The 25,727-nt window shown below is 30.2% G+C and carries 27 protein-coding genes and 3 pseudogenes; 14 read left to right on the plus strand and 16 right to left on the minus strand.

From position 1 onward, the window contains the following. Positions 1–183: 183 nt before the first annotated feature. The 9 genes and pseudogenes from F7B34_RS07660 (at position 184) to hisH (ending at position 6,628) form a co-directional block, all read left to right on the plus strand. Positions 184–798, plus strand: a complete 615-nt coding sequence (locus F7B34_RS07660) for a DUF2067 family protein (protein ID WP_292461243.1) — start codon at positions 184–186, stop codon at positions 796–798. A gap of 12 nt (positions 799–810) precedes the next feature. Further along, positions 811–2,124: a DNA methyltransferase gene (locus F7B34_RS07665; RefSeq protein ID WP_292461244.1), complete on the plus strand. Its 1,314-nt coding sequence runs from the start codon at positions 811–813 to the stop codon at positions 2,122–2,124. Between the two features lies 1 nt (position 2,125). After that, positions 2,126–2,766 (plus strand): annotated as a pseudogene (locus F7B34_RS07670) (MjaI family restriction endonuclease). 19 nt (positions 2,767–2,785) lie between these two features. Then, positions 2,786–3,085 (plus strand): DNA-directed RNA polymerase subunit L, encoded by a 300-nt coding sequence (locus F7B34_RS07675; protein ID WP_292461245.1) that lies wholly within the window; start codon positions 2,786–2,788, stop codon positions 3,083–3,085. Between the two features lie 172 nt (positions 3,086–3,257). Next, positions 3,258–3,899, plus strand: a complete 642-nt coding sequence (locus F7B34_RS07680) for a 50S ribosomal protein L1 (protein ID WP_292461246.1) — start codon at positions 3,258–3,260, stop codon at positions 3,897–3,899. 15 nt (positions 3,900–3,914) lie between these two features. Next, the gene (locus tag F7B34_RS07685) at positions 3,915–4,925 is read left to right on the plus strand and encodes a 50S ribosomal protein L10 (protein WP_292461269.1); all 1,011 of its coding nucleotides are present in this window, start codon (positions 3,915–3,917) and stop codon (positions 4,923–4,925) included. Positions 4,926–5,027: 102 nt separating this feature from the next. Beyond that, positions 5,028–5,336 (plus strand): 50S ribosomal protein P1, encoded by a 309-nt coding sequence (gene rpl12p, locus F7B34_RS07690; RefSeq protein WP_292461247.1) that lies wholly within the window; start codon positions 5,028–5,030, stop codon positions 5,334–5,336. 122 nt (positions 5,337–5,458) lie between these two features. Further along, on the plus strand, positions 5,459–6,004 hold the full coding sequence (locus tag F7B34_RS07695; RefSeq protein WP_292461248.1) for a TATA-box-binding protein: 546 nt from the start codon (positions 5,459–5,461) through the stop codon (positions 6,002–6,004). A gap of 9 nt (positions 6,005–6,013) precedes the next feature. Beyond that, positions 6,014–6,628, plus strand: coding sequence for an imidazole glycerol phosphate synthase subunit HisH (gene hisH / locus F7B34_RS07700; protein ID WP_292461249.1), 615 nt, complete (start codon positions 6,014–6,016; stop codon positions 6,626–6,628). A 31-nt stretch (positions 6,629–6,659) separates the two neighbouring features. Here hisH and F7B34_RS07705 read toward each other — a convergent pair whose 3' ends face one another. The 5 genes from F7B34_RS07705 to F7B34_RS07725 all read right to left on the minus strand — a co-directional run bounded on the left by F7B34_RS07705 (position 6,660) and on the right by F7B34_RS07725 (position 11,562). Continuing rightward, positions 6,660–7,538 carry a PHP domain-containing protein gene (locus F7B34_RS07705; RefSeq protein ID WP_292461250.1) on the minus strand — a complete coding sequence of 293 codons (879 nt, stop codon included), beginning with the start codon at positions 7,536–7,538 and terminating at the stop codon, positions 6,660–6,662. A 53-nt stretch (positions 7,539–7,591) separates the two neighbouring features. Further along, complete coding sequence (locus F7B34_RS07710; protein WP_292461251.1) at positions 7,592–9,184, minus strand: NAD(P)H-hydrate dehydratase; 1,593 nt, start codon at positions 9,182–9,184, stop codon at positions 7,592–7,594. A 181-nt stretch (positions 9,185–9,365) separates the two neighbouring features. Further along, positions 9,366–9,743 carry a CBS domain-containing protein gene (locus F7B34_RS07715; protein ID WP_292461252.1) on the minus strand — a complete coding sequence of 126 codons (378 nt, stop codon included), beginning with the start codon at positions 9,741–9,743 and terminating at the stop codon, positions 9,366–9,368. A gap of 67 nt (positions 9,744–9,810) precedes the next feature. After that, positions 9,811–10,326 (minus strand): glutaredoxin domain-containing protein, encoded by a 516-nt coding sequence (locus tag F7B34_RS07720; protein WP_292461253.1) that lies wholly within the window; start codon positions 10,324–10,326, stop codon positions 9,811–9,813. A 114-nt stretch (positions 10,327–10,440) separates the two neighbouring features. Further along, entirely contained in the window at positions 10,441–11,562 is a 1,122-nt protein-coding gene (locus F7B34_RS07725) for a nickel-dependent hydrogenase large subunit (RefSeq protein WP_292461254.1), read from the minus strand. 256 nt (positions 11,563–11,818) lie between these two features. Between F7B34_RS07725 and hdrC the strand changes: the two genes are divergently transcribed. Both hdrC and hdrB read left to right on the plus strand, forming a co-directional pair. Then, on the plus strand, positions 11,819–12,409 hold the full coding sequence (gene hdrC / locus F7B34_RS07730) for a CoB--CoM heterodisulfide reductase subunit C (RefSeq protein ID WP_292461255.1): 591 nt from the start codon (positions 11,819–11,821) through the stop codon (positions 12,407–12,409). 104 nt (positions 12,410–12,513) lie between these two features. Continuing rightward, positions 12,514–13,416 (plus strand): CoB--CoM heterodisulfide reductase subunit B, encoded by a 903-nt coding sequence (hdrB, locus tag F7B34_RS07735; protein ID WP_292461256.1) that lies wholly within the window; start codon positions 12,514–12,516, stop codon positions 13,414–13,416. A 24-nt stretch (positions 13,417–13,440) separates the two neighbouring features. On the opposite strand, the pseudogene F7B34_RS07740 reads toward hdrB, so the two are convergent. Further along, positions 13,441–13,758 (minus strand): annotated as a pseudogene (locus tag F7B34_RS07740) (DUF4870 domain-containing protein). A 107-nt stretch (positions 13,759–13,865) separates the two neighbouring features. Between F7B34_RS07740 and dph5 the strand changes: the two are divergent. The 3 genes from dph5 (at position 13,866) to F7B34_RS07755 (ending at position 16,255) form a co-directional block, all read left to right on the plus strand. Continuing rightward, positions 13,866–14,633, plus strand: coding sequence for a diphthine synthase (gene dph5, locus F7B34_RS07745; protein ID WP_292461257.1), 768 nt, complete (start codon positions 13,866–13,868; stop codon positions 14,631–14,633). Between the two features lie 98 nt (positions 14,634–14,731). Continuing rightward, positions 14,732–15,196: a CBS domain-containing protein gene (locus F7B34_RS07750; protein ID WP_292461258.1), complete on the plus strand. Its 465-nt coding sequence runs from the start codon at positions 14,732–14,734 to the stop codon at positions 15,194–15,196. A gap of 27 nt (positions 15,197–15,223) precedes the next feature. After that, entirely contained in the window at positions 15,224–16,255 is a 1,032-nt protein-coding gene (locus tag F7B34_RS07755) for a beta-ribofuranosylaminobenzene 5'-phosphate synthase (RefSeq protein WP_292461259.1), read from the plus strand. A gap of 11 nt (positions 16,256–16,266) precedes the next feature. On the opposite strand, the gene F7B34_RS07760 is transcribed toward F7B34_RS07755, so the two are convergent. The 10 genes and pseudogenes from F7B34_RS07760 to F7B34_RS07805 form a co-directional block, all read right to left on the minus strand. Beyond that, positions 16,267–16,887, minus strand: coding sequence for a DUF366 family protein (locus F7B34_RS07760; RefSeq protein WP_292461260.1), 621 nt, complete (start codon positions 16,885–16,887; stop codon positions 16,267–16,269). Positions 16,888–17,052: 165 nt separating this feature from the next. After that, positions 17,053–19,410, minus strand: coding sequence for a carbamoyltransferase HypF (gene hypF, locus F7B34_RS07765; RefSeq protein ID WP_292461261.1), 2,358 nt, complete (start codon positions 19,408–19,410; stop codon positions 17,053–17,055). Between the two features lie 82 nt (positions 19,411–19,492). Then, on the minus strand, positions 19,493–20,359 hold the full coding sequence (locus F7B34_RS07770; protein ID WP_292461262.1) for a topoisomerase DNA-binding C4 zinc finger domain-containing protein: 867 nt from the start codon (positions 20,357–20,359) through the stop codon (positions 19,493–19,495). Positions 20,360–20,479: 120 nt separating this feature from the next. Continuing rightward, complete coding sequence (locus tag F7B34_RS07775) at positions 20,480–22,036, minus strand: thiamine pyrophosphate-binding protein (protein ID WP_292461263.1); 1,557 nt, start codon at positions 22,034–22,036, stop codon at positions 20,480–20,482. A gap of 16 nt (positions 22,037–22,052) precedes the next feature. Beyond that, positions 22,053–23,741, minus strand: coding sequence for an Eco57I restriction-modification methylase domain-containing protein (locus F7B34_RS07780; protein WP_292461264.1), 1,689 nt, complete (start codon positions 23,739–23,741; stop codon positions 22,053–22,055). Further along, positions 23,723–23,845, minus strand: coding sequence for a hypothetical protein (locus F7B34_RS07785; protein WP_292461265.1), 123 nt, complete (start codon positions 23,843–23,845; stop codon positions 23,723–23,725). The genes F7B34_RS07780 and F7B34_RS07785 overlap by 19 nt, the downstream gene beginning before the upstream one ends. Positions 23,846–24,268: 423 nt before the next feature. Beyond that, complete coding sequence (locus F7B34_RS07790; RefSeq protein ID WP_292461266.1) at positions 24,269–24,400, minus strand: hypothetical protein; 132 nt, start codon at positions 24,398–24,400, stop codon at positions 24,269–24,271. A 15-nt stretch (positions 24,401–24,415) separates the two neighbouring features. Further along, the gene (locus F7B34_RS07795) at positions 24,416–24,538 is read right to left on the minus strand and encodes a hypothetical protein (RefSeq protein WP_292461267.1); all 123 of its coding nucleotides are present in this window, start codon (positions 24,536–24,538) and stop codon (positions 24,416–24,418) included. A 40-nt stretch (positions 24,539–24,578) separates the two neighbouring features. Beyond that, positions 24,579–25,073 (minus strand): annotated as a pseudogene (locus tag F7B34_RS07855) (MBL fold metallo-hydrolase). Positions 25,074–25,521: 448 nt separating this feature from the next. After that, positions 25,522–25,727 (minus strand): hypothetical protein (locus F7B34_RS07805; protein ID WP_292461268.1); only part of this gene is annotated, 206 nt, incomplete at its 5' end.

The following is a 25,727-nucleotide window of genomic DNA, read 5'->3' on the forward strand; positions in this document are numbered from 1 at the left end:
ACGATAACTGTCTCCCAAACTTATAAAAACTCTGGATGAGCTGAAAAATGAAATTAGAGACTGCTTTAACAGATTTAGCAAGAGATTGAGTTATGCGAGAAAGTGGATTGATAAATTTTTGATTAATTAAGTTTTATGTCGAACACTATAATTATATGCTATATATGTTTATTTGGTGAGATTATGAAAAAAATGATAAGCGTGAAGGCAACCAATAGAGAGATAATGGATATTTGCAAAGAAATTTCAAAAATGGATATTGATTGTTCAATAGAATCAAAAGCAGCCTATACCGAAGAATTAAATGGTGTAAGCACCCTTAGGATAAAAATATACGGGTATGATAAGAACAAGATAATGGAAGACCACAAAAATATTATGAATTTAATAAATAGAATTCATAAAAAATATAATCCAAATTCAAAGGGATTATTTGAGTATTATTTATCCGATATAAAATACCCTATTAATAAAAACTTGATATTAGATGCACTTAAATCCTTAAAAATTAATTTTATATATAAAGAAGATGAAAACCTAATCAAATGCTCACTACCTTTTGATAAATTCAATAACATATTAAAAGAATTATATGATATAAATACTGAGCTCAGTTTTGTGAATGTTGGTTCAAAACCTGTTAGAAATATTATTGTATTGGTGGCATACTTCACCAAAAAAGATATTGACGACATCATAGATGAATGTATTGAAAAAGAATTTTTCAGAATAGAAAACGACAAAATTGTATTGAATAAAGATATAAATTTGATTAAAAAACATTTTTTAAATGAATAACTAAGTGATAATATGAAGACCTTCCATAAGGTAATTATAGGAGATTCAAGAAATATGGCGGAAATTCCTGATAACTCCGTTCATCTTATTATTACCTCTCCACCCTATTGGCAATTAAAGGACTATGGTGTTGAAGGGCAGATAGGATTTAATGACAGTTATGAGGAATATATAAACAATTTAAATTTAGTATGGAAAGAATGTTATCGAGTATTGCATCCTGGATGTAGAATGGTAATTAATATTGGAGACCAATTTGCCCGCTCCGTTTATTATGGTAGATATAAAGTAATACCAATAAGAACAGAAATTATAAAATTTGCTGAAACAATAGGTTTTGATTATATGGGGGCAATAGTTTGGCAAAAAAATACCACAATGAATACAACAGGCGGAGCTTCTATAATGGGCTCTTATCCATATCCAAGAAATGGAATTATAAAAATCGACTACGAGCACATATTAATATTTAAAAAACCAGGGAATGCTCCAAAACCTTCAAAAGAAATTAAAGAAGCATCAAAATTAACAAAAGAAGAATGGAAAGAATATTTTTCAGGGCATTGGTATTTTAATGGAGTTAAACAGGATAAACATTTGGCAATGTTTCCAGAGGAATTACCTAAAAGAATAATAAAAATGTTTTCTTTTGTGGGCGAAACGGTTTTAGACCCATTTTTAGGCAGTGGAACAACATCATTGGCATCTAAAAAGTTAGGTAGAAATTCAATAGGTTATGAGCTTAACGAGGAGTTTTTACCAATAATATTGGATAAATTAGGGGCAAATCAGGAAACACTTTTAAAAGATTATGAAATTGAAGTGGTTAAACAAAATTTAAATGAAAATGATAAAAATTGGAATGGTAAAATAAAGGAGCTCCCATATATATTCAAAGACCCTGTTAAATTCGATAAAAAAATAGACCCAAAAAAATTGAAGTTTGGTTCTAAAATAGATAAAACGGATATTAACAATAAAAATCAAAAATCAAGGATTGAATATTACAGAGTTAAACAAGTAATAAGCCCTGAATTGATAGAATTAAACAATGGTATTATAATTAGATTAATTGGTATAAAAGAAATTCCTGAAAAACGAGACGAAGCGATTGAATTTTTAAAAAATAAAACAAAAAATCAAAAAGTCTTTTTAAAATTTGATACAAATAAATACGACGATAAAAATAATTTAATGGCATATTTATATTTAAAAAATAAAACATTTATCAATGCCCATCTTATTAAAAATAATCTCGTAGATGTAGATGATAATATGGAATATGTTCATAAAAATAGATTTTTAAAATACAAAAATGAGGCATAATATGGCAAAAGAATGGATATTAAATAGTGCTATGAATAGATTTCAGTTGAATTTTAAACGAAATGTTGGTGCAGTATCTGAGGAGATTAGAAAATGCTCTCCAAAATCATTGTAGGAGTGGAAAGAATATTATTACTCGAAAGTTAGGTCAAAGGAACATATAGATGAATTGGGGCGAAAATTGTATATTAAAATAACAGAAGTAATAGCATCGGAAGTTGAGAGTATCACGGAAGAGGACTGTATAAATTACATACATAATATGGTGATAAATAGGACTTTTGATGGATACATGACAGAAATAAAAACAATTTATGGACAATTGCAGAAAGAACTGGATGATTTAGATGTAAAAATTGAACCAGCACCCGATGAATGGGATAGACTATATAATGTAGATTTTTTTATAGAGGTAAATGGTAAATATATTGGACTTCAAATAAAACCAATAAGTAATGTGTCTCACATACCAGAGATTTATAAAGAAAAAAAGATACAGGGAAAACCCATATTGAATTTACTAAGAAATATGGTGGAAAGGTATATTATATTTATTCAATAAAAGACGGAAATAAAAAAAGAATATATAATGTGGATATAATTAATGAAATTAGAAACGAAATAATTAAACTAAAAAACTAAACTATATGTAGGTGATACTATGAATATTATGAAAATATTGGAAAAGACAGAAAATAGTATAGAAGTAGAATTAATAGATGATGACCATTCATTATGCAACCTTTTAAAAGATATATTATTGGAAAAAACAGATAAGGTAATTATGGCGTCCTATGTTATAGAGCATCCTGTTTTAAATCCTGAAACTGGTAGATATATCTCCAATCCAAAATTGATTGTAAAAACCACCGAAGGAAATGATGCTGAGGAAGTGCTTAAAGAGGCATTGAGAGAAGTAATTGATTTGTGTAATAAAACATTGGAAAGTTTAAGCCAGTGAATTGGTGTAGCGTAATCTTTATATAATAGTTATTAAATAGTAGATTTGCTCCATGTTTGACCGCAGTTAATTTAATTTATATTCCAACAGCATTGATGTTGGATACAGGCAACTTAAAGTTGCTAAAATTGCGAATTTTTGACTGCGGTTTATAATTACAGGAGGCTACAACATGGACAGAGAAAACATAATAAAAGCAGTGAAGGAGGCTCGTTCTCTTGCTAAGCCGCGAAACTTCACACAGTCCGTGGATTTGGTCGTAAATTTAAAGGAGCTCGACCTCACAAGACCTGAAAATAGATTGAAACAGCAGGTCGTATTACCTCACGGACGAGGGAAGGAACCAAAAATTGCAGTAATTGCAAAAGGTGATTTGGCGGCACAGGCTGAAGAAATGGGCCTCACTGTAATAAGACAGGAAGAATTGGAAGAATTAGGAAAAAATAAAAAACAAGCTAAGAAGATAGCAAATGAGCATGACTTTTTCATTGCTCAGGCGGATATGATGCCACTTGTCGGTAAAGCCTTAGGTCCTGTATTAGGTCCAAGAGGAAAAATGCCTCAACCAGTTCCTGCGAACGCAAACTTAAAACCACTGGTTGAGAGATTTAAGAAGACAGTTATTATAAATACAAGGGATAAACCATCGTTCCAAACATTAGTTGGAACTGAACAGATGAGCGATGAAGAATTAGCTGAAAACATTGAAGCAGTTTTAAACACGGTAGCTAAGAAATATGAAAAGGGGCTTTACCATGTTAAAAATGCCTATACAAAACTAACAATGGGACCAGCAGTCCCCATAGAAAAGTAAGGGGATGGAACTATGATAGAAGCAGAATTTGAACACAAAATTGCCCCTTGGAAGATTGAAGAAGTAAATAAGTTAAAGAAGTTGCTCAAAGAAGGTAATGTTATAGCATTGGCAGACATGATGGAAGTCCCTGCAAGGCAACTTCAAGAAATCAGAGACAAAATCAGAGGAAAAATGATTTTAAGGATGTCAAGAAACACTCTGATTAAAAGAGCTATTGAGGAAGTTGCCGAAGAAACTGGCAATCCTGAATTTGCTAAGTTAGCTGAGCACATAGCAAAAGGGGCAGCTATTATAGTCACGGATATGAATCCATTTAAGCTTTACAAGACCTTAGAGGAGAGTAAAACCCCAGCCCCTATAAAAGGAGGGGCTGTTGCTCCATGCGACATCGTGGTGGAAAAAGGTTCAACTGGAATGCCACCAGGACCATTCTTAGGGGAATTAAAAAGTGCAGGTCTTCCAGCAGTTATCGAAAAAGGTAAGATAGCAATAAGGGAAGACACCACACTTGTTAAAGAGGGAGAGGTCGTTCCTCACAAAGTTGCAGTAGTGCTTTCTGCATTGGGCATAAAGCCTACCAAAGTAGGTTTAGACCTCTTAGCAGCTTATGAAGATGGAGTAATCTACACCCCAGATGTATTGAAGATAGACGAAGATGAATTCGTCCAAAAAATACAGAAAGCATTCAAAAGTGCATTTAACCTGTCAGTTAATGCGGCAATACCAACTACTGAAACAATCGAAACAATATTGCAGAAAGCATTCAGAGAAGCAAAAGCAGTATCTATCGAAAGTGCATTCCTTACAGACAAAACCACAGACGATATACTTGGCAAAGCATACTCACAAATGCTTGCTGTTGCATCAGAAGTTGGTGATGAAGCACTTGATGATGAGTTAAAAGAAAAATTATCTTCAACAGTGAGTTCTGCTGAGGAAGTTAAAGAAGAAGCACCAGAAGAAAAAGAAGAAGAGAAGAAAGAAGAAGCTCCTGCTGCTGCTGGATTGGGGTTGCTCTTCTAAATTATCAAATAACCACCATATTTCCCATATTGACTTAATCGAAAACATTATATACATTAAAAAAATAAGAAAAAATAAAATTTTTACTTTGGAGGTGTAAGTATGGAATACATATATGCTGCATTATTATTACATTCCGCAGGTAAAGAAATCACAGAAGACGCTGTTAAAGCGATATTAACTGCTGCTGGTATAGAAGCAGATGACGCAAGAGTTAAAGCATTAGTTGCTGCATTAGAAGGAGTAGATATTGAAGAAGCTATTGAAAAAGCTGCTGCTGCTCCTGTTGCAGTTGCTGCTGCTCCTGCTGCTGCTCCCGCAGAAGAAGCAAAAGAAGAAAAGAAAGAAGAAAAGAAAGAAGAAGACACAACCGCAGCTGCTGCAGCAGGTCTCGGTGCTTTATTCATGTAAATTCTATAATTTCCATTTCTTTCTTTTTTTAAAATATTAATCCATATATCTAAATTAATAATAAATAATATTTATATATTATATAAAATATATAAATACTATATAAACAATTAGGTGAAATTGTGAAGCCCGATATAAAGATTGTAAATGTTGTAGTATCTACTAAAATTGGAAATGATATAGATTTAGAATATGCTGCGGATATATTGGATAATGCAGAATATGAACCTGAACAATTCCCAGGTTTAGTTTGCAGATTAAGTGAGCCAAAAGTCGCTTTGTTAATATTTAGAAGTGGTAAATTAAACTGCACGGGGGCTAAAAGCAAGGAAGAAGCGGAAATAGCAATAAAAAAAGTTATAGGTTATTTAAAAGAAGCAGGTTTTGAAATAGATGAGAACCCTGAGGTCAAAGTTCAAAACATGGTTGCTACCGCAGAGCTCGGAGTTGAACCTAATTTGGATGATATATCAACCCTCGAAGGAACTGAATATGAACCTGAACAATTTCCAGGTTTAGTTTATAGGCTGGATAACCCAAAAGTCGTTGTGTTAATATTCGGAAGTGGAAAGGTAGTTATCACAGGTTTAAAGAATAAAGAAGATGCATATATTGCACTGGAAAAGATATTGAATACCTTGAAAGAATTAGAAGAGGAATTTCTTTAAAGTGATAATGTGATTGCCATAATAGATTATAATGCGGGAAATTTAAGAAGCATAGTGAAGGCGGTTGAATTATATTCAAAAGATGTAGTGGTAACTGATAATCCTGAAACCATACTCAGTGCAGATAAGATTATACTCCCAGGTGTTGGAAATTTCGAAAGTGCCATGGCAAACCTTTCAAAAGAGGTTAATGAGAGCTCACTAAAAGAGGCTATATGCAGAACTGTAAAAGAGATTCCATTCTTAGGCATATGTTTAGGTATGCAGTTGTTGATGGAAAAAAGTGAAGAAGGTGATGGTGCAAAGGGATTGGGAGTTATAAAAGGAGATGTTATAAAATTTAAAGATACTGTTGAAAAAATACCACACATGGGATGGAATAATGTAGAGCAGGTAATGGATATTCCACTATTTGACGGCATAAAAAATAATGAATATTTTTACTTTGTTCATTCGTATCATGTAAATCCATCAAATAAAGATGTTATTGCCGGAGTGTGTGAATATGGCTATAAATTCCCCTGCGTATTGAATAAAAAAAATATATATGCCACCCAATTCCATCCTGAAAAAAGTGGTAAAGCAGGCTTAAAAATGATTGAGAATTTCATTGAATTGATTTAAAATAGAAAAATTTTGAAATATGTTAAATATGTTAAATATTTACCTCTTTTAATTTGCTTTTAGCCTTTCTTTTGAGATAAAAATTACCAATAATTCCCGAAATTATTGGAAGGGGCGTAGCAATATATACCAAACCACCGAACATTGCAAGAAGTTTTTTATAAAGTTTTATATTCAAATCGCTTTTAAATATCATAGATTTTATAAGTGTTTTTTCAGAGACATAAACCACATTATAACTCCATAGTATAATATCAGACAGAGGCGTAGGAGCTCCGCCAAAGGATGTTTTTCTTTTAACTATTGCATTATATAACTCATCCTTTGATGTTCCTTCAAATTTTGTATATCCATTGCCGACCATTTTTGCCAAATGTCCATCACTATTGCCTATAAATGCCACGGGTTTTTTGTGGTAATTTTCCATTACCTTTTTTAATGCTATGTTATTTACTATTCCATCCCTATGGTATGCATTGAATACCTCCACCCCATCTAAATTTAGTTTAAAAATCTTATCCCCTATTGCTTTACATATTGGGCTGTATGGATGGGGAGCTACTGCTAAACCTCCCTGCTCGTGAATTTTTTCAATGGTTTCCTCAGCAGATAGTCCCTTTGGGATTTCTTCATTTAGGTATAATCCTAAAATTTCCCCATCTTTCGTTATTATCTCGCTTCCAACAACAACATCGATTCCAAATTCTTTTTCAAGTTTTTTAGTTTCTAACCCTCCCCTTATGGTGTTATGGTCTGTAATGGCAATCACATCTAAACCTTTCTTTTTGGCGTATTTCATAATATTTTTAGGTTCCTCCACAGAATCTGGAAATTTTAGTCCCATATATTTCATAACTCCTGAATATTTTGAATGAATGTGTAAATCTGCTTTTGAATATTCGTCTTCCATAAAATCCCCCTTATATTTACTTAATAATGATGTATAACCATATTAAATATATGTTAATGGAACATATTTAAAACATTTGGTATTTTATTTAATATATCTACAACATTATAGTAATATCCCTTCTCTTTAAGCAATAAATCTCCCGCATATCCATTTATAAATGCTCCACAACATCCTGAAATAAAGACATCATTTTTGCTAAATAATGCTCCGATTATACCGCACAAAACATCTCCTGTTCCTCCAACAGTCATTCCTGCATTTCCTGTTTTGTTTATTTTTATGTTATTTTTATTAAATATTAAGTCGTATTTTCCTTTTAAAACTATTGTAGAGTTTATATTGTGTATATCTATATTATTAACATCAAATCCCATATATTCAAATTCTCTTTTATGCGGGGTGAATATAAAATTCTCACTAAAATCAAAATTATTGTAATCTATTACCTTTATAGCATCTGCATCAATTACAACCTTTTTATTTAATTTTTCCATTTCCTCTAAAAATCCATTTACAAACTTTTTTGTATTTTTATTTACACATAATCCATTTCCAAGAACAACAACATCATATTTTTTAGAGAGCTCTACAATTTCATTTATATGTTCCTCTCCAAAATAATCCCCTTCAATTTCATAACCCATTAATTCTGGATAGTTCCTTAATGCATTTAGGGTATTTTTAACGGATGCAACAGTTACCAAATCCACTATTTTTGAACTAGCCAATGCCGATAAAATCGGAGCTCCGAAAAATTCCTTGGAGCCACCCACAACCAAAACCTTTCCATTATCGCCTTTATGTGAATCTGGATTAATCTTGGATAATGCCTTTAAATCCCCCCATCCAACAATATGCTCTGCTATTGGTGGAATACCTATTTTTTTAAGTTTTATTCTTTTATCTTCGATATTAAATGTTTTATTTAAATCACCATCCCATTTATATTTGTGGAATGTAATTATAACATCCGCAGTTAGTCCTTTTGTTTCGGTATCTACAGAGATTATTTTTAAATTACTGTTTTTACTTTCCTTATTTTTTAATTTATTCAATTCATTTACCACGGTTTTAAATGGTTCTCGGAGCTCCCCTTTAATACCTGTTCCTAACATGGCATCTATAATAATTACATTTTCACTTTCCCATTTTTCAATCTCTTCAATTATCTTTAAAATTTCATTTGGACATACTATTTCTTTTATTTTTAATCTGAAATCTAACTCACTTATATTTTTTAAAATCTTAAAATTTTCCTTTGATTCATAGGTTTTTATTTCATTCTCCTTTCCGAGTAGTATTACATTTATTTCCGAGCGAAGCGAAGGAAATCGTGTAAATTCGGAGGATTTTGAGATTTTATCCATATAATCGCAATATTCCATTAAATGACGAACAGCAACAAATCCATCTCCGCCGTTGTTTCCAAGTCCGCAAAATACATATATTTTATTTTTTTTATTTTCAACTAAATAATTTATAACTTCATCAGCAATGGATTTTCCCGCATTTTCCATAAGAACTATCTTTGGAATTCCTATATATTCACAGTTATTATCTATAATATTCATCTCTTTTGGTGAAATGTATTTTTTTATTTTATAATTTTTTAAAAGTATTTTAAAGAGGTCTAAGTTATCCATAATTTCACCATTTTTTAGTTATTTTTTAGTTTTTATCATATTTTCTATAATACTTACTCCCCCACCTTCTAAGTTTATATTCACATTATTACTATATTATCCAACAGATAAAGAGATTTTGGCTTTTACACACATATTGCAACTCATTCCGCTTATTTTAAGTTTTAATTCTTTCACAATATCACCTATTAGTGTTATAAATATACTCCAATATGTCAAAAACAGACAGTGTTCCAACAATTTCGTTGTCATTATTTACAACAGGATATGCAATATCTTCATTTTTAACCATTTCACTTATTAAATCATCAGTTAATTCGTCATCTTCATTCAATATTTTTATCTCATCTACAAAAAGCATTAAATCTTCAACTTTTGAATGCTTACACCCTGTTAATAAATCCAGTGCATTAACCCATCCTTCAAGTTTTTCATCATCAACTACTGGGGCATATGCTTTTTTATTTTTATACAAGATTTGAACAGCTTCACCACCTACTATCTCAGGACTGAGTTTTATGAACTCTTTGTTCATTACATCTTTTATTTTTGAATCCATAATATCTCCTTGCATTTGTTTTATTATTTATTTTTATATTTTTATAGGGATATTCAACTACTATTATCTATTTTTTAATCTCATGTTCTACTGTGGGACAGGGACAGGGCACATTCCCAAGCTTACATGGGCAATATTTTATTCCATTTTCTTGACGCTTCAGCTGAGCTCTAAGCACCGTTAAAACATACCTATCATCAGGGTTTAAATAATAACCCTTATATTCACTAAATAATTTAACGCTATTATAATATTCCATCAACTCATCGGTGTTATTTGTAGTATCAACAGATGATTTTTCGGCGATAGGAGGTTTTAATAATTTCCTACCCAGCAGTTTTTCAAGTTTTTCTATATTATAACCAACGATTATATCATTGTTTAACACGACAGATGGAAATGCAATATTTTTAATATCTCCTATATTATTAATAAATTTAAATTCAGCGTTTAACCCAGATTCTTCTATATCGTCTATATTTATTAATTCAAATTTAATACCATTGTATTCCAAAATCTCCTTTAAAATATTACATAATGGACATGTTGAATTTACATATAACTTTAATATGTTATTATCCATAATTTCATCATTTTAAGTTGTAGTTATTTAATATTTTAACATTTCATGCTTATATTGCCAATTTTTATTTTAATTTTTAAATTTTTTAATTTTATATTATATTTTTTGCCATATTTACTTTATATGCTGTTTTAATACCATTAACCTGTCGGTGCATGTGAAACAAGGGTCGCAACTTGCTATAATTAATTCAGCATCAGATACATGGTAGTCTTTTAATACTTCCTCCATACATGCCAAGTTTGTTGCTGTTGGGGTTCTCACTATTGAATGTCTTACTCTTCCCTCACTATTTACCCCATAAGAGTGATAAACCTGACCTCTCTGTGCCTCATTATACATATCCACAGGTTTAAATTCAGTTATTTCATAGTTTGGATTATAGAATTTTTCGGGAAGGTTGGGGAGTTCCTTCAATGCCTGCTTTATAATCTTGATACTTTCAAAACATTCATACATTCTTACGGCAATCCTTGATAAAACATCTCCATCATCAAATAATATCTCATCAAATTCAAATGGGTCATATTCAGGCACATATCCCATCTTTCTCATATCGCTTTTTATCCCACTTCCTCTTGCAGTTGGTCCCAAAGCATGGTATTTTGCAGCTATTTTCCTGTCCAATACTCCAATGTCTTTCATACGGGAAATTAACATTGGGTCATTTATAGTCCTATCTATCAGTTTTTTTAAATTTTCTTCAAATTTCTCTATCCTTTCAATAAGTGTTGGAATTTGACTATCTTTTATATTACATCTTGGTCTTATACCACCTATTATAGGACAGGAATAATGAACTCTGCTTCCGCTTACATCAAATAACATCTGCATTATTGGTTCTCTGAGCATGAATGCTCTCATGGACATTGTTTCATGTCCAAGAATTTCAAATGCATGACCGAACAATAAAGTATGGGAATGTAGTCTCTCCAATTCTTCAATAATTATTCTTATATAATTTGCCCGTTCTGGGACTTCGATATTGCTTCCCTTTTCAACAACCCTAACGGAGTTCCACAAGTGAATATGGGAACATATTCCGCAAATTTTTTCAGTAAGTATGCACGCCTTCTCAGGTGGGAGCCCTTCCATTAGCCTTTCCACTCCTCTATGATTAACACCTATTGTGAGTTCGGCATCTTTTACAATTTCGTCTTCAATAAACAATCTCAATCTATGTGGTTCAAGTATCGCAGAATGAATAGGTCCTATTGCTATCTCTCCTTCATACATCATATCCCTTTTTAAATTTATTTTTTTAATTAAAGTTAAAATAAAATAATAAATAAAATTAATATAAACAATATCAACAAATTCGATTTTTCATTATTAATTATGATAAATTGTATTTTTAGAGTATGTTATTTTTTATTTATAAAATTAACTGTTATAATCATTTGGTATTATACAACTGTATTATAAAGAATGCGATATAGTCATTTATATATAATCTATAACTAAATAATAGACATTATATAGAGGTGAAAATATGGTTTTAAGTTCAAAAGATTTTAATCCAAAGTTCCCAGAAAAATTAATAGAAGCAGGACAGGCTATTGGAGAAGAAGATGTAGTAAAATCATTTAGAAGATGCTACCAGTGTGGGACATGCACAGGTTCCTGTCCAAGCGGAAGAATAACTGCATACAGAACAAGAAAATTAATAAGGTCTGCGATGTTGGGATTAGGAGATTATGTAAAAAGTGAAGACCTTTGGAAATGTACAACCTGCTATACATGTTATGAAAGATGTCCGAGAGATGTTAAAATTACAGAAGTAATTAAAGCGATGAGGAATGTCGCTTTCCAGATGGGATATGTGGCACTTGCCCACAGAAAAACAAGTTTATATGTTTATTTAACTGGTCATGCTGTTCCAGTAAATGATGAAATAAAAGAAGTTAGGAAGAAATTGGGGTTATCAGAAGTTCCTCCAACAACACACAAGTACCCTGAGGTATTGGAGCACATAAGAGGACTTATGCAAGATACTGGATTTTGTAAAAATGTTGGATTAAATACAGAAACTAATAAATTGGAAGAAGAACTTAGAACTATTGAATGGTCAGATATTCAATAAAAGTAAATTAAATAAATAACAATAAATATATTGATAATAAATATACTACATACCCTATCCTATAATATATTTAAAAAATATTAAAAAATAACTTTGGTGAAAAAATGAGTGATTTGGAATATATATTTTTTTTAGGATGTATTGCACCAAACAGATACCCGGGTATAGAAAGTGCAACCTATAAGGCTTTGGATAAATTAGGCATAAAATTACACCCTTTTGAAAAAGCTTCCTGCTGTCCAGCACCTGGGGTTTTCGGTTCCTTTGACCTACTTACATGGCTCACCTTAGCGGCAAGAAATTTATGTATTGCAGAAGAGAATGAACTGGATATATTAACAATATGCAACGGATGCTACGGTTCATTATACGAGGCAAACCACATATTGCATGAAAACGAAAAGGCTAGGGAAAAGGTAAATAAGGCTCTTTCAAAATATGGATATGAATACAAAGGAAAAATAAATGTAAGGCATCTTCCAGAAGTTTTATACTTTTACTACGGTACAGATGCAATAGCTGAAAAGGTTGAGAGACCTCTTGATATAAATATAGCAGTTCATTATGGATGCCACTATTTAAAACCAACAGATGTTAAGCACCTTGAAAGTGCAGAGAGACCAAAATCTTTTGATGCCCTAGTTGAAGCAATTGGTGCAACCTCAGTAAATTATAAGGACAAACAGATGTGTTGTGGTGCCGGTGGTGGAGTAAGAGCAAGAGATTTAGAAACTGCACTGACAATGACAGAAACAAAAATTAAAAATGTAATAGCAGCAAATGCTGATTGTATAACAGATGTATGCCCATTCTGTCATTTGCAGTTTGATAGAGGTCAGATTGAGATAAAAGAGAAATTTGGAAGGGAATATTCAGTTCCAGTTATACATTATTCACAGCTGTTGGGTCTTGCTATGGGAATGAAACCAGAAGATGTTGCTCTTGATTTACACTTTATATCATGCGACCCAGTTCTTGAAAAATTGGGGTTAATAGAAAAAGAATAAAAAAGAATAAAATAAATTTATAAACTATTTTTTAATTTGTTTTTCAACTATATCTCCAACGATAGGGAATTTATACATTTCTCCTTTATATGCTTTATACATTCCCAATATCCAAAATATTAATCCCAATAGATTTACCAACACTGCCAATATTCCCGATATATATCCTAAAATAATTCCAAGTACCCATAAACCTAAAAATGTTATTAACGATTGCATGGCATGGAATTTGACAAATACGCTATCTTTTTCTAAAACTAAAAATATAATGCCAGATACTCACCCCAATATATAGCACAGCAGTCCTTCTATATTTTCATCTAATCCAAGCGAAGTTTTCATATATTTTTCCCTCCTCATTTTAAATATAATAGCTTAGATAATTATTATTTTAAAATATTTAATATATATTTTTAATTTTTATTATTTAAATACTTTTAGGTGAGCTCATGCTGATACTTGCAGGATTGGGATTATACGATGAAAAAGACATGACATTAAAAACATTGGAATATGTTAAAAAAGTGGATAAAATCTATGCTGAGTTTTATACCGCAGTTTTGACGGGAACTACAATAGAAAAAATAGAAGAGACAATTGGAAAAGAGATAATAGTTTTAGATAGGGAAAAGGTAGAATACGAGACGGAAAAACTAATAAATGAAAGTAAAGATAAAGATATAATGTTCCTTACCGCAGGAGACCCCATGGTAGCAACAACCCATGTGGATATTGCCGTTGAAGCTAAGAAGAAAGGTATTGAAGTAATTATAATAAATGCACCGTCAATATATTCAGCAGTAGGCATCACAGGTTTGCAATTGTATAAATTTGGAAAAACCACATCAATAGTATTCCCAGAACCAAACTACTTCCCTGAAACTCCATACGATGTAATTAAGGAGAATTTAAAAATGGGATATCATACATTATGCCTTTTGGATATTCATGCAGATAAAAACAGGTTTATGACGGCAAATGAAGGTCTTGAAATATTGTTAAAAATCGAAGAAAAGAGAAAAGAATATATATTAAATGAAGATACAAAGGTTGTAGTAGTTGCAAGGGCTGGAAGTCTAAAACCAAAAATTGTATATGGTAAAATAAAAGATTTGGTAAATTATGATTTTGGAAAACCTTTGCATTGTATTATTATCCCAGGAAAACTACACTTTATGGAAGAAGATGCTTTAAAATATTTATGTGAAAATATCTAATAATATTAGTTATATTTATTTTAGTTATATTTATTATTGTAAATATCTAAAAATAAATAATATAAAAAAATATTAAAACTTAAAAATTTGGTGATTATATGGTAAATGTTGTTTCTGTAATGAAAAAACCCATAGTTGTTAATGAAAATAGTAATATTAGAGAAGTTATTAAATCATTTAGAAAACACAAAATTAGTGGAGCTCCTGTGGTAGACAATGATAGAAATCTTGTTGGAATTATATCAGAAAGTGATATTATAAAAACCCTTACAACACATAGTGAAGGATTTGATATCATATTACCGTCTCCTTTTGACTTAATTGAACTTCCGCTAAAAACTACTTTAAAAATAGAGGAATTTAGAGAAGATATTGAGAAAGCATTAAAAACCAAGGTAAAAGATATAATGACAAAAGATGTGATTACTATTTCACCAGAGACTTCGATAAATGAGGCAGCTGAAATAATGATTAAAAATAAAATTAAAAGGCTACCTGTGGTTAAAAATAGAGAACTTGTAGGTATAATTACAAGAGGAGATTTAATAGAAGCTTTAATTTAATAAATTTTCTTTTTTTTGGTGAATGTTATGAAATTAACAATTATATCCCCTTCAAGGATTCATCTGGGACTTATAGATTTAAACGGTAGTATAGGTAGAGTGGATGGAGGTATGGGTATTACATTGGATTATCCAAATTTTATAATAGAAGGTAGGGAAAGCCCAGATATTGAGATAGAATTCGATAAAAATCTAAATACCCATTCCACTAACAATAACCATTTTAATTCTGCTATCGATAAAAATGAACTAAAAAAAAGAATACAAGAAGTTTCAAAAAATATTTTAAACTACATTGGAGAGAAAGGCATCTATTTAAACATAAAAAGTATAATACCACAGCACAGTGGTTTAGGAAGTGGAACCCAAATAGCACTATCCACTGGAAAATTAATATCTCTGATATATAATAAAGAATTGGATGGAAAAACCCTTTCAAATATTACAGGTAGGGGAGGAACATCGGGCATTGGAGTTAATGCATTTGAAAAAGGAGGATTTATAATCGATGGAGGTCATACATTTGGAAAAGGAAAGGATAAAGAAGAGTTTAGACCTTCATCAGCATCAAAAAATGTGAGGGTTCCACCAATACTATTCAGGCACGATTTTAATTGGGATATCGTCTTAACCATCCCAAAGGGAAATAGTATTTACGGCAATAAAGAGGTAGATATCTTTAAAAAATACTGTCCAATACCCCTAAATGAAACTCAAAAAATGTGTCATTTAATACTTATGAAAATGATGCCTGCAATAATTGAAAATGATATAAAATCCTTTGGGGAGGTTGTAAATGAATTACAATATATGGGATTTAAAAAAGTTGAAGTGGGACTCCAAAAGGACATCGTTAAAAAACTTTTAGGAGCTCTTCAAAAGATATCATACAGTGGACTATCAAGTTTTGGACCAACGATTTATTCTATATGCGATGGAAAAGAGGATATACAAAAAGTGGTTGAAACATCTCAAGAATTTTTTGATAAAAATGGTATTGATGGGAATATAATAATTACAAAAGGTAATAATAAAGGATTTAAGATTATAAAAAATTAAAAAATTAATTATTAAATTAGATACATAGTTTTTCTCATATCCTTTTCAATTTTATCCATTTCTTCCCCATATTTAGTTGCTATTTTTTCCATTATATCGTTAATTGTATTATCATTTACATCAATTCCTAAATCATCCAATGAAGATGTATTTACATAATTTGGAACTCCCATATTTAATACATTTATCCCTAAGTGGATTTTTGCCGAGGATATCCCACGACAAGCTATGGATACAGATAATTTACCATTTCTATAATATAAATCATCTCCGATTCTTTCTAATTTTTTATTAGCTATGTTCTCTATTACATCCTTTGCTATACTTACTAAAATTCTCTGTCTTAGATATATCATCTTTAAATCTGGATTATCAAAATGTTCCACTATAAAGTTTAAGGCATTTGATGATTTTATTAAAATATCCCCATGTTTTGACTCCTTTTTGATATCTTTTAAATCCTTCATATTTTTGATACTTACATTGAGAGCTCCATTAAATGCTACAATACTGTCTTTTTGAACATCAAATTTTTTAAATGCCCATAAGGGTTCTATTTCACTTCCAGTGTAATCCAGTTTTTTATCATCTACTATCAATACAGAGATACTGTCAAAATGCACTGTTTTCATAATTTCACCAAAAAATTTCTCGCAAAAAGATTGATGGGTGTCCATTTTAAGACGAAGGGGAATAATTCACTTTTATATATAGATAATTTCTGTTAAATCCACTAAGTTAAGAAACCCTGCCAAAGGAAAGTGATACGAAAACCGAAGTTTTCGTTTAACTCCTTTTCATAGGGAGAGGTGTTTAACAATATATCCAACGCCTTGACCAAAACTGATGCCTCCATCTCCGTTCGGAGCTCGTCCATGGTATAAAAATTTAAATCCATTACCTTCCACATTTTGCCTTATTCTCTCAGATATAATTTTATTGTATGAAACTCCACCAGTTAAACCTATATATCTAATGTTGTAGAGTTCCGCATTTTTTATGGCAATTTCTGAAAGTCCATCGGCAATAGCTAAATGGATATAATAAGCTATAAACCCCTTTTTAAATCCATTTAATAACATTTTATAACAGTTATAAACCAAATCAGTTGTATTTAATATATTATTTTTTATTTTTATATCATTTTTAACCATTTCCAAACAGGCATTGTAATCCTCAGGATATTTTTTTATATAATTCTCCGCTACACTTTCCAACCTAATGGCGTATTCTCCGTCGTAGGTTCTCTCATAACACACTGAAAGCATTGCAGAAACTGAATCAAGTATTCTTCCGCATGATGTGGTTTTTACAACATTGATATATTTATCCAATTGGAACAGCATGAGCTTTAAATCTTTATCGCTGAAAAAGTTGTATCCTTTAATAAACTCAATTAATTCATCATGATTTAATTTTTTATACAGTATGGACAGCAACATTCTAAGTGGATATTTTGTAGCTAAATCCCCTCCTGCCTGATACTGCTCTTCCAAATGCCCTATTCTTTCCATTTTATTTTTATTTTTATCATATTTTAAAATCTCACCGCCCCAAATATTTCCATCTTCACCATATCCAAGCCCATCAATAGCAATAAAAATAGCATCTTCAAATATATCATTGTCTCCCATTAATGAATAAGCATGTGCCTTATGATGTTGGATTTTGTAGAGCTCAGCTCCAAATCTTTCCGCCAACTCATGGGCAAGTTTTGTGGAGTTATAACTCGGATGCAAATCACATACAACAGCATCTATTTTATTTGTGTTTGTAATCTTCATCAAATTCTGTATAGCATCATTTAAATAATTAAATGTCTCATATTTGGATGTATTCCCAATATATTGAGTTAAATAAAACTTATTGCCTTTAACCAAACAGGCTGTTGAGTTGAGCTCAGGACCCACACACAATATATTTTTGTCGTTGTTTTTAATGACTAAACTGTTATTTACAATAATAGGTTCTGGTGTATATCCCCTTGACCGCCTTAAAAATATCATTCTATTGTTTATTTTCTTCAATACACTGTCATCACATCTATTCACTATCTCACGATTATGGAGCAAAAAGTAATCGGCAATATCTCTTAAATTATTTAGTATGTCGTCGTTTTTTATGACCATTGGAAGACCTGGAAGATTTGCAGATGTCATAATATAGGCAATTTTATCGGTTTCATCAAATAAAAGATGGTGCAGACCAGAATATGGGAACATAACCCCTATGGAGTTTAAATTTGATACATGTTTTGAAAAATATTTACCATAATCTTCATTTTTTTCAAGGACAACAATGGGTCTTTTTGTAGATTTTAAAAGATTTAACTCATCATCATCAAAATTGGCAAATAGATTCAAATATTCCGGTTTTGTCATCACAGCAAAGGGCTGAGTTGGACGGTTTAGGCGGTTTCTTAAATTTAATACAACATCATCCTTATCACAACAGCATGCCAAATGAGTTCCACCAACTCCCTTTATTGCAAGTATGTATCCATTTTTTAGGAGTTTTACTGCATTTCGGACAGCATCATCTTTTTTATATAATATATTTCCATTTTTATCTGTTAAAAATACCTCTGGACCGCATTTCGGACAGCATGTTGCCTGAGCATGGAATCTCCTATCTATGGGATTTTCATATTCATTTAAACAATCCTCGCATAATGGGAATTCATCCATGGATGTATTTTCCCTATCGTATGGGAGCTCCTTTACTATTGTGAATCTTGCACCGCAGTTAGTGCATGCAGTAAATGGATATCTATATCTCCTGTCATTTTTATCCATTATCTCCTTTAAACAGTCCTCACATATTGCCACATCTGGTGGAATTGTTCCTTCTTCCTTATTTCCTTTATTTTCCTGACTTTTTTCTATAATGAAATCATTATAATTAAATTTGTAATTAGATTCATCTAATTCATCAAAAACATTTATTTCATTAATCTGTGCCAATGGTGGTTTTTTAGTCATTAAATCATCTAAAAAAGAGTTTATATCGTCTTTATTTCCCATTACAACTATTTCAACATAATTTCCCATGTTTTTTACATATCCCTTTAAATTATTATTTTTAGCAATTCTATAAACAAAAGGTCTAAATCCCACTCCTTGGACTATACCTTTTACGATTATCCTTTTTATCATATTACCACTAAAAAAATTAAATAATTTTTTCATAAAAAGAATTATAAAAAATAATTAATATTTATTAGAATTATTTTATATTTTATTTCTTTAAAAACCTTCTGTAAAGACAGTTTGGATAGTTTGAACATCCTAAAAACTCTCCCCTTTTAGTTTTTACCAATCTCAACTTTCCACCGCACCATGGACATATGTCATCGTGCATCTGCTTTCTTACTTCATCCACAAATGAAAATCCGCTTTTGCATAATCTGTTTTTGTTGTATCTTACTACATTGTTTTTAATATCCACATATATCAAATAATTTTTAAACAATTCCGTATTTTCTAAATCAACAATAAGTTCTTTATTATTCACTTCAAATCCTTTTGTAATCTCCATTTTTGTTTTTAATGGCAATAACCAATATCCCTGTCCAGAGTAGTTAAAAAGACCGGCTTTGTATTTTAATCTGCCTATTAACCAGTTGTAGTCCCTATTTGCAATGTATCTTGCACTTTCTTCAACTGAATTGAACATATTTCTTTCTTTCATTCTTTCTAAAACATCAATTATATGCTTGTCTCCGTTATTATACCCTTCCAAGAGCATTTTTTCAAAAGTGTTTATGAATTTTTCCTTATCGATTTTCACACACAACAAAAGACCATTAAATCCATTTGCTACAACATACTTTTCTTTTTCAATTATATCTGCTCTGTCAAATTTGAAATAAAGTCTTGCATTTATAAATTTATTTTTATTGTCGGAAACTCCTTTTTTCAATACATAATCTTCTTTGTAGTTATCTGTCAATCCATAGTAAAAAACGGGGCTTTTTCCGTTTTTTAATCCTATTATTGATATAAGCCCCTCTGGAACTTTCCAGTTTTGATTCCATGTTTTGTCGCTCAATTCCGTTGCGTTAAAGTGCATATTGCTTGTCAGTGTTTTAAATAATTCATCCATATTTATTCCTCCGTTATTATACCTATGTAATTTAATATTAATAATTTATTTTTAATTTTAATAACTTTAAATAAAAGTTTTTAAACCTTTTATTCATCCAATGCTTAATATTTTAATAATTTAAACAAAAGGTTTAGGTAGCCCCTCATTTTCACATTCAACTACCATAAGATAAGGTTTGTTATTATTTAAATAATAGTTTATGTTCCCTCTTATCTCATCAATATCTTCTATATAAACATTATCAATATCATAAGCATCTGCTATTTTGTTAAAATCTGGGTTTTTTATATCACCAAATACATTTAATCTGTTGTTTTTCATTATTACAATAAGTATTTTCAAATTATTTTCCGATACTGTTGCGAGCTCCTGCAAATTCATCTGGAAACCGCCATCACCATTTATGGAAACTACTTCCCTATTAATGTTATAATCTAAACATCCAAATTTAACTCCAATTGAAGCCGGAAGTCCGAATCCCATGGTTCCCATACTGTGGGATGAAATAATGTTTCTAGGAACTACGCATTTCTTCAATAGTGATACAAAAACCGTATGGTTTCCAGCATCTGTGGTGATTATTGCGTCATCTGGTAAATTATCCAGTATCTCTTTGATTTTCAAAGAATAGTCACCTAATTTATAATTTAATTTATAACTATAATTATTTTTATCATTTTTATCTTTATTATTGCTACTATCTGTATTATTGAATACATGGATATTATATTCATACTCTAAATTATTTAATCCATCAATCAAAACCTTAATATCATTTAAATTATTAATTTTAGCATCTAAATCAATTATTTTCTTTAAAACTTCTGCTCGGATACTTTCAGGTATGGTATTGTATGAAAAACTTGCACCAATTGAAAATATGGCATCGCATTCCAAAAGGTATTTATTTGCTATAAAGTTTCCTCTTCTTCCGATTAATCCTAAGCAGTTTTTATCGTTTTCGTCGATAACTCCCCTTGCAGGATATGTTGTTACAATAGGGATGTTGCATTCTTTTAATATATTATTTATTTTTAGCATATCATTGTATGATAAGGTTCCATAAATACCTTGACCTATGAGCAACAGAGGTTTTTTAACGTCCTTAATGTTTTTAATATTTTTTATATTTATGCCGCATTTTAAATTTGCATTTTCATCTTTATTATCATCATATTTGGTGAGACATTCATCTACATTTGATTTAAGAACATCACTTGGGACATTTAAATGAATGGGTTTTTTAGTATTTAAAGTTTCAGAAAGTGCATTCTTGAAATAACTTATATCTGGTTTATCTACAAAGTATCCATTATATATATTTAAAAAATCCATTTGCATTTCTTGAAAATAATTCTCATTTATATATTTTCGCTCGCATCTTCCAGTAATGGCAATTACTGATGATGAATCCTTGTATGCCGTAGCAACGCCTGTCATCAAGTTTGTAGCACCAGGTCCAGCAGTTGCCAAGCATACTCCAACATAATTTGTAATTCTGCTGTATCCATCAGCCATGTGTAGAGCTCCCTGCTCATGCTTAGCCATTATATTTTTTATAGGGGATTCATTTAAACCATTATATAATGGAAAAATCTGTTCCCCAGGATATGAAAAAACTGTTTTTATATTATTTTCCATCAGAAAATCTAATATTGCATCTGTAAAGTTCATTTTATCCCTTATTCCCTTATAGATTGGTGTTTATATTTAGTGAATCATTTAAACTATTTAGATAATCCAATAAAGTAGTATTAATATTTTTATTATCATTCTTGATTTTATTCTTGATTTTGTTTTTATTTTTATCCCTATTTCTTTTATTAAATTCTTTGATTATTTTTGGATTAGATATTCCAAAATTTTTAATAAATGTTTTTGAATAAGATTTATAATTATTTTGATAGCTCCTACTAACATGATTTATATAAAATTCCATATCAGAACTGTTTAATTCCTTTGCGAGCTCATGCAAATCTCCATCGTATTTTATACAATAGCCAGCATAAAATGTATAGTCCTCCTTTTCCCACACTATGAAGTTGGGTTTTTTATTTAATGGGGATGTTAATATCTTTTTACCAAATGATGTATCTAATCCTTGGCTCCTTCCGAAAGCATACCACGCCACTGGATTTGGCTTTCCCTTATCTCTTGCAAGCAATATGTCTTTAATTTTTAAGAAATAATCGTATGTTAAAGGATATTTTTCTTTTAATTCATCCTCTGGTATTATAGTATGTTTGCCATTTTTAAGTTTATAAGGGAATATTACATAACGGTTTTGCTCCTCATCGGAGCTCTTTAAAACTGATGCTTTTACTATTGGTTTTAAAATGTCCTTTTCAATTTCGAACTCCCTACCATCTTTTAATTTTATTATTGCAGTATTCTCTTTAAATACAGGGTCTTTAAATATATAATAGCTGTCGGCAAGGGTAGTGATTCCCACATGAATATCCGCTATTTTTCCAAGGGGAGCTCCCCTATTTTCTATCTCTTTAATCTTTATCAATAAATCATTAGGACATAATATCCAATTGTCATCATTTAAATTGTTTAAATCAATCTCATCAATGAATTCTATTTTTTTATCTGCATCTCCATAATACAGTTTAAACTTATTTTGTCCATGTGTTTTGGATAGTATTGTGATTAAAGAATATGTGGTAGCGTTTTCAAATACTTGATGATGTCTAAAATCAATTAAGGACCTCAAAATTTTTTTATTTTTGATAAACAATCTTATATCCTTTCCCGCAGATGTTTTTATATATGTGTTAGGTGTAATATATCCTAATTCCCCCGTATTATTTAATAGATAATATCCCAACTCAAAAAATGCAATATATATATCAGTAGAACCCGATTTACACAGTTTCCATATTTTTTGAATTTTACTTCGTTTTTCTTTTCCTAAATTTTGGATTCTAATATATGGCGGGTTCCCAACAACATAATCAAACTTTTTAAATAATTTTGAAATCCATGTTTCTGTGCTATCATTATTTATTAAATTCCAATTAACATTATAGATGCCGTATTTTTTAGCAATATTGTTTAAATTATTCCTACACATTTCAATGGCATCTTTATCAATGTCTATTCCATAAATATTATGTTCTAAGAGATTTTTTATTTCAGAAGTTGATTTATTTGAATTTAAAGCATCAATTATAAATCTTTCAACAACTTCCTTTAAAAAAGCACCATCTCCACATGTAGGGTCGATTATTTTTTTAGAATGTATGTTATTTCCAACAATATAATTTAAATTATTTAATACAACCTCAACTATCCATTTTGGAGTATATACTACACCATTTAATTTATTTTTATTTTCTTTATTTTCTTTCTTCTTTAATCCATTAGATGACATAATCCAACAACCCGCTTTATAAACTTATTTAATGATATTTCATTTTTTAAAATTTGTTTAGTTTCTTCTGAAAATCCCATACTGTCCAAATCTACAAAATACACATTTTCGTTATCGTCGAAATCTATTAAAGCAATCCCTAAAACATTTGGTTTATGTGGAAAATCTAAATCGTTATATAATTTAATATATTTTATTAAGTCTTTTTCAGAAATTACTTCTATTTTTTAAGTTCTCCTCTTAAATTACCTGCATTCTTTGTATAATATGGAGTATGTCCCCTTAATACTAAAAAGTGTGCAAATCCTACATTTACTCGCCTAATATTTGCAGTTTCGCCCAGTAGGTTTTCAAAATAATTATTGGCATTTTGTTTATAGTTGATGTCACAAATTTAAAACTTATTGTTGCAATTGGTTTATCTCTTTCTTTACTAAATATGGATATATCTAAATCTTTTGGATAATACTTACCCTTTAATTTATATTCTCCACCATTACCTAAACATCTTGTATAATATCCATCACCTAATTTATCTTCAATAACTTTTGCAAACCATTTATGTATGGTATTAATTTTTTATTGCTTCTTGCCCCATATTCATTATATGCTTTAAAACTCTCTGAAATCGCATTTAAAAATGAATTTTCTAAATCCATGAGCTCCCTCTAATATTATTTAATATATTTATTAATATTCATCAATATCATATCAATTTTATTTTTATCCAATATTTCTTTTATATAATTTAAAACATCGGCGTAAGTCATGTTTTTATTTTTTAATTTTCCTTTCAATATCTTCCTACACCACTTCCTTGCATTTTATTAAGAAAATTTATCTAATATAATATATTTCATCATGGCCTGTAATAATTGTTCTTTTTTAAACTCTTTATTTTTTTAAGGGTATTCAAAGCGAGCTCTTCATCAATGTTTAATTTTGGTTCAATATCTTTCAATATATTATCTTTCAAAGGGGATACATCGCCAACAACAATATAATCTTTATATATTACTGAAATACCATCCTCCGTATGCCAGGGAGTTTCCATAATTTCTATCTCCTCATTGTCGAGTTCATTGTAATTGTAATTATGTAATAAGTTTTATATTTTTAAATAAATCATTATTCTCTACATGGTCCCAGTGGTCGTGGGTATTATAATTATATCAATATCTTCCAGTTTTAACCCCAATTTATCAATTCCTTTATAATTAAATCTTTTTTATCCTTTGTAGATGTATCAACTATTATTTTATGTTTTTTTGTTTTTATGAATGTTATGGAGGATGAGGCTTTTGTTATTCTATTGCCATCTCTTGTTAAAATACTATCATAGAACTTTTATCATAATATCCTCTTCTTTTTTTATAAAATATTCAAATTAGTGTGGGTCAAAATATATACACCATACTAAATATAATATTATAAAAAAGACGATATTATGAAGGCTAGGAAGTAGTGGCTAAAATAATTAAGATTTAATTAATCAAATTCCTAAACGAAGAAAGGAAGGGAGGAAAATATATAATTTTAGAGTTGAGGCTTAAACTATTTCAAATAGAGCGTTTATTACACTTAAAATAATCCACAGGTTTTAACTACATTGGGATTTATCATGCCTTAGTAGAAGAACCATCGATAGATGGAAAATTAGAAAAACATTATGGTTTTTGTTGCTCGCTTACTTCGTAAGCGAAATCCCTTGACGAAGAACTGCGTGTAATTATTACTTTATTAGGTGATAAATATATAGAATTAAATAATCCAGTGTGGTCTATATACGATAGCACTCAATAAAGGATGAGTTAGATATTGAAGGAAAGATAGGATTTAACAGTGAAGGAATGTTTAAAGGCTTTAAATTACATTTAGCAGTAGATAAGTTAGGAATACCTTGAGAGCAGAATTTACCACAGCAAATACTCATGATTAAAGTAACTGATAAATTATTAGTATGCAAAAAAATCCTGTGCAGATGCA

It is taken from the genome of Methanothermococcus sp., assembly GCF_015523155.1.
Taxonomy (GTDB): domain Archaea; phylum AGJL01; class Methanococci; order Methanococcales; family Methanococcaceae; genus Methanofervidicoccus.

Coding starts and splice junctions, on each gene's coding strand:
- hdrC (WP_292461255.1), top strand. CDS start 11,819: ATGGTTTTAAGTTCAAAAGATTTTAATCCAAAGTTCCCAGAAAAATTA.
- F7B34_RS07705 (WP_292461250.1), bottom strand. CDS start 7,538: ATGGAAGACGAATATTCAAAAGCAGATTTACACATTCATTCAAAATAT.
- F7B34_RS07675 (WP_292461245.1), top strand. CDS start 2,786: ATGAATATTATGAAAATATTGGAAAAGACAGAAAATAGTATAGAAGTA.
- hypF (WP_292461261.1), bottom strand. CDS start 19,410: ATGATAAAAAGGATAATCGTAAAAGGTATAGTCCAAGGAGTGGGATTT.
- F7B34_RS07660 (WP_292461243.1), top strand. CDS start 184: ATGAAAAAAATGATAAGCGTGAAGGCAACCAATAGAGAGATAATGGAT.
- F7B34_RS07760 (WP_292461260.1), bottom strand. CDS start 16,887: ATGAAAACAGTGCATTTTGACAGTATCTCTGTATTGATAGTAGATGAT.
- F7B34_RS07680 (WP_292461246.1), top strand. CDS start 3,258: ATGGACAGAGAAAACATAATAAAAGCAGTGAAGGAGGCTCGTTCTCTT.
- F7B34_RS07750 (WP_292461258.1), top strand. CDS start 14,732: ATGGTAAATGTTGTTTCTGTAATGAAAAAACCCATAGTTGTTAATGAA.
- F7B34_RS07725 (WP_292461254.1), bottom strand. CDS start 11,562: ATGTATGAAGGAGAGATAGCAATAGGACCTATTCATTCTGCGATACTT.
- dph5 (WP_292461257.1), top strand. CDS start 13,866: ATGCTGATACTTGCAGGATTGGGATTATACGATGAAAAAGACATGACA.
- F7B34_RS07780 (WP_292461264.1), bottom strand. CDS start 23,741: ATGTCATCTAATGGATTAAAGAAGAAAGAAAATAAAGAAAATAAAAAT.
- rpl12p (WP_292461247.1), top strand. CDS start 5,028: ATGGAATACATATATGCTGCATTATTATTACATTCCGCAGGTAAAGAA.
- F7B34_RS07755 (WP_292461259.1), top strand. CDS start 15,224: ATGAAATTAACAATTATATCCCCTTCAAGGATTCATCTGGGACTTATA.
- hdrB (WP_292461256.1), top strand. CDS start 12,514: ATGAGTGATTTGGAATATATATTTTTTTTAGGATGTATTGCACCAAAC.
- F7B34_RS07770 (WP_292461262.1), bottom strand. CDS start 20,359: ATGGATGAATTATTTAAAACACTGACAAGCAATATGCACTTTAACGCA.
- F7B34_RS07775 (WP_292461263.1), bottom strand. CDS start 22,036: ATGAACTTTACAGATGCAATATTAGATTTTCTGATGGAAAATAATATA.
- F7B34_RS07790 (WP_292461266.1), bottom strand. CDS start 24,400: ATGGATTTAGAAAATTCATTTTTAAATGCGATTTCAGAGAGTTTTAAA.
- F7B34_RS07715 (WP_292461252.1), bottom strand. CDS start 9,743: ATGGATTCAAAAATAAAAGATGTAATGAACAAAGAGTTCATAAAACTC.
- F7B34_RS07710 (WP_292461251.1), bottom strand. CDS start 9,184: ATGGATAACTTAGACCTCTTTAAAATACTTTTAAAAAATTATAAAATA.
- F7B34_RS07665 (WP_292461244.1), top strand. CDS start 811: ATGAAGACCTTCCATAAGGTAATTATAGGAGATTCAAGAAATATGGCG.
- F7B34_RS07720 (WP_292461253.1), bottom strand. CDS start 10,326: ATGGATAATAACATATTAAAGTTATATGTAAATTCAACATGTCCATTA.